Origin of the sequence: Pelagibacterium lacus, from assembly GCF_003345525.1 — a bacterium.
GTDB classification, from domain to species: Bacteria; Pseudomonadota; Alphaproteobacteria; order Rhizobiales; family Devosiaceae; genus Pelagibacterium; species Pelagibacterium lacus.
In genome coordinates, this window is record NZ_QQNH01000054.1 from 1 (window position 1) to 3200 (window position 3200).

Consider the following 3200-nt stretch of genomic DNA (forward strand, 5'->3'; position numbering starts at 1 on the left):
ACTCGAAATGCTCCACATCACTCTCGACATCTTCCTCGCGCGAAAGCAACTCGCGAGTCCAACATGAACAATCCCCCGCAAGGGGGAGGGATCGAGGGTGGGGGTGGGCCAAGGTAACAGACGCCGGAATTGCCGCGCCGGCCTGCTCCCCCGCGCCCGCGCCGAACCCCCTCAGCAAAAAAAATGCCTCTCGCCAAGCGCGCCGCGATGCGGCACTGTCGTCCCATGTTCCCGCCCCAGCCCCGGACTGCCTCGATGTTCGTTCCGCCGCTCCTGGCCCTGCCGCTTGTGGTCTATAATCTCATGGCGCTGTTCGGCTATGGCACAGCGGCCGATTGGGCGGCGCCGCTGTTCACCATCACCGTGGTGTCGGGCGGCATCTGGCTGATCAGCGCCGCCGATCTGTTCGTGGCGCTGTCGCTGGTGCTGCTGTTCGGGGAAATCCTCAAATCGACCCGTTTCGGCAATGCCTCGGTGGTTGATCACATGCTGTCGACGGTGGTGTTCGTCGTCTGCCTCGTCGAATTCCTTCTGGTGCCCTATGCCGCGACCAGCGCCTTTTTCATCCTGATGCTGATGGCGCTGATCGATCTCATCGCCGGCTTCACGGTCTCGATTCGCGCCGCGGCCCGCGACGTGCAGTTCGGCAGCGGGCAATAGGTTCCCATTAACGCAGCGGCATACCCTCTAAACCGTCAGCGTCTTGCGATAGCCCATGGGCATGCGCTTGGCGTCGCTGCCTTCCGCGTGGCGATAGGCGCTGTCGGCCATGGCCCCGCCGGCCGCCGGCCGCATCGGGGCGGTGGCGAGTAATTGGGCGAGGAAGGGGGCGGGGGGGCGCGCCACCGCCGGGACCGGGCGCGGCAGGGGAAGGCTCACCGGCAGGCGGTGTCCCGTAACGATCCGCTTTGCGTCCTTTGTCCCGTTCATGGCCCGCTTCCGTTTCAGCCTGGCACGCCCTGTCCCGTTTCGGGACGGATCGGCCGCCTTCTGGCCTCTACGCCGCAATCCTTATGCCAGTTGGCAAGGTTTGGTTAACGAAGGAAAGCGCAAGCGGTTGCCCGGTTCACAGGAGATTGGCTTTATGGTTAACGCGCCGGTAGGAAAAGCGCCGCATTTTGGCGGCTTTTTTGCGGTTTGAGGGAAAGCCATGTCCCCAGACGCCAAAGGCCGCCCATGACCCGCTTCGTCCGCCGTTTCGCTCCGCTCGCCCTCGCCTTGGCCGCGCTGGCCACGCTCGCCGCCTGTAGCGGCATGTCGCCGGGTGCCGGAGGCGGTCTCGCGCCGGGGCTGGTGGCCGAGGTCAATAGCCCCGGCGCCCGCATGGACCGCGCCTCGGCCCTGCAGATCGTCAACCAGTACCGCGCCCTGCGCGGGGTGGGGCCGCTGTCCGCCGATGCGGGGCTGGAGAGCGCGGCCGAACAGGTGGCGCGCCAATATGCGCAGGCCGGCACCCCGCCGGCCCAGCCCTCGGGCGCGGCGGCCATGCGGCTCAGCGCCGGCTACACCAATTTCGCCGAAACCTTCTCGGGCTGGCGCAACAGCCCCGTCGATGCCGATGTCATGGCGCTTTCCAATGCCAGCCGGGTCGGCTTTGCCGCCGTGTTCGATCCCAATTCGGCCTATGGCACCCATTGGGTGATGCTGCTGGGCCGCTGACCCTTCGCCACGGGCCGGGCAACCGGCCCGAGCGGCCGTCAATTTCACATCATGAAATACTGTTAAGGCGCGTTGACCTCCGGTAGAGCCGCGGCCTTCAATCCATCCCGTACAAGTAAAACCTGGAGCCGGCACCTCATGCGTGCCGGCTGGTTTGTTGTAAAGTGTTTCCGTTTTTAGGGAACGTGACAGTAAAGACTTGGAGCGGGAGAAAAGGCTCCACACCGATTCTGACTTTAGGAGGAATGTTATGAATCGATTCTTGGCCATTACGGCCGCGCTGTTAACCACATTCGCATCGGCTTCTTTCGCGCAGGACGCCTCGCCCAATGGCGTGCGGGTCCTGACGCCCGAGGGCGCCATCCAGACCACCGGCACCTGGTCGCTGGGCACGCGGGCGGGGGATTTCGTCTTCGTCGCCGGCATGCGCGGCATCGATCCGGCCACCAATACGCTGGTCGAGGGCGACGAGGCGCGCATCCGCCAGGCCTTCGAGAACATGAAGCTGATCGCCGAATCCGAAGGCGCCACCTTGCAGGACGCAGTGCGCATCATCGTCTTCGTCACCGACATGTATCGCTTCCGCCCCATCGTGAATACCGTGCAGGCGGAACTGTGGGGCGACGGCCCCTATCCGCCGCGCAGCATCATCGAGGTGGACCGGCTCAACCAGGACGACATATTCGAGGTGGAAGGCACCTTCTACGCGCCGCTTGCGCAATAGAGCGTTTCGAGGATAAGTGGGCGGCCGGCCCGGGGGGGTTCATCGGGCCGGCCGTTCGTTCCAATAAGGCTCGCCGCCGCCCATGCCCCACACCCTTGTCGATGCCCGCGGGCTCAAATGCCCGCTTCCGGTCCTCAAGGCCGAAAAGGCCCTCGACCTGGCGCCGTCGGGTGCGCTTGTCGTGGTGCTGGCCACCGATCCGGTGGCCCGTATCGATATCCCGCTCTATTGCCGTCAGAACGGCCACGCGGTCACGCAATCCGGCGACGACGAGTTGCGCTTCGAGATCGTCAAAGCCTAGAGTCCTTCACGTTTTGACGGAAGCGTATCCGGCGTTGGCCAGATAGTTCTGGCATTCATGATCTTCGATGGTTTCGACGAGGGCACCGATGTGACGCCAGGTGTCCTCAATGGTTCGCTTCTGGGCCATGCGCATCCAGTGCTTGATCTTGGCGAAGGCCTGCTCGATCGGATTGAGATCGGGGGAGTATGGTGGCAGGAACCAGAGCCTTGCGCCGGCGGCCCGGATCATGTGCCGGATCGCGGCCGACTTGTGCGATCCGAGATTGTCCATGACGACGATATCACCGGGCCTGAGCACCGGCACGAGCAGTTGCTCGACATAGGCGTGGAAGCATCTGCCGTTGATCGGCCCCGTCGAAGACGCACGGTGCCGTCAGTTGGTCGCAACGCAGGGCACCGAGGAAGGTCAGCGTCTTCCAGTGGCCGTGCGGCGCGAAGCCGCGCAGACGCTTGCCTCTCGGTCCCCAGCCGCGTAGCGGGGCCATGTTGGTCTTGATCCAGGTCTCGTCGACGA

5 protein-coding genes and 1 pseudogene are annotated in these 3200 nt (G+C 64.5%); 4 read left to right on the forward strand and 2 right to left on the reverse strand.

Annotated features, from left to right (window positions below; genetic code table 11):
- The first annotated feature begins 255 nt into the window (after positions 1–255).
- Complete coding sequence (locus tag DVH29_RS15900; RefSeq protein WP_114647167.1) at positions 256–660, forward strand: hypothetical protein; 405 nt, start codon at positions 256–258, stop codon at positions 658–660.
- Positions 661–687: 27 nt separating this feature from the next.
- On the opposite strand, the gene DVH29_RS15905 is transcribed toward DVH29_RS15900, so the two are convergent.
- Positions 688–930, reverse strand: coding sequence for a hypothetical protein (locus DVH29_RS15905; protein WP_147276150.1), 243 nt, complete (start codon positions 928–930; stop codon positions 688–690).
- A 246-nt stretch (positions 931–1176) separates the two neighbouring features.
- Between DVH29_RS15905 and DVH29_RS15910 the strand changes: the two genes are divergently transcribed.
- From DVH29_RS15910 to DVH29_RS15920, 3 genes are all read left to right on the forward strand, one after another.
- Positions 1177–1659, forward strand: coding sequence for a CAP domain-containing protein (locus DVH29_RS15910; RefSeq protein ID WP_114647169.1), 483 nt, complete (start codon positions 1177–1179; stop codon positions 1657–1659).
- A gap of 250 nt (positions 1660–1909) precedes the next feature.
- Entirely contained in the window at positions 1910–2383 is a 474-nt protein-coding gene (locus DVH29_RS15915) for a RidA family protein (protein WP_245945059.1), read from the forward strand.
- An 82-nt stretch (positions 2384–2465) separates the two neighbouring features.
- Entirely contained in the window at positions 2466–2684 is a 219-nt protein-coding gene (locus tag DVH29_RS15920) for a sulfurtransferase TusA family protein (RefSeq protein WP_114647170.1), read from the forward strand.
- A 6-nt stretch (positions 2685–2690) separates the two neighbouring features.
- Here DVH29_RS15920 and DVH29_RS15925 read toward each other — a convergent pair.
- Positions 2691–3200, reverse strand: a pseudogene (locus DVH29_RS15925) (IS630 family transposase); the annotation flags it as partial.

Coding starts and splice junctions, on each gene's coding strand:
- DVH29_RS15900 (WP_114647167.1), top strand. CDS start 256: ATGTTCGTTCCGCCGCTCCTGGCCCTGCCGCTTGTGGTCTATAATCTC.
- DVH29_RS15905 (WP_147276150.1), bottom strand. CDS start 930: ATGAACGGGACAAAGGACGCAAAGCGGATCGTTACGGGACACCGCCTG.
- DVH29_RS15910 (WP_114647169.1), top strand. CDS start 1,177: ATGACCCGCTTCGTCCGCCGTTTCGCTCCGCTCGCCCTCGCCTTGGCC.
- DVH29_RS15915 (WP_245945059.1), top strand. CDS start 1,910: ATGAATCGATTCTTGGCCATTACGGCCGCGCTGTTAACCACATTCGCA.
- DVH29_RS15920 (WP_114647170.1), top strand. CDS start 2,466: ATGCCCCACACCCTTGTCGATGCCCGCGGGCTCAAATGCCCGCTTCCG.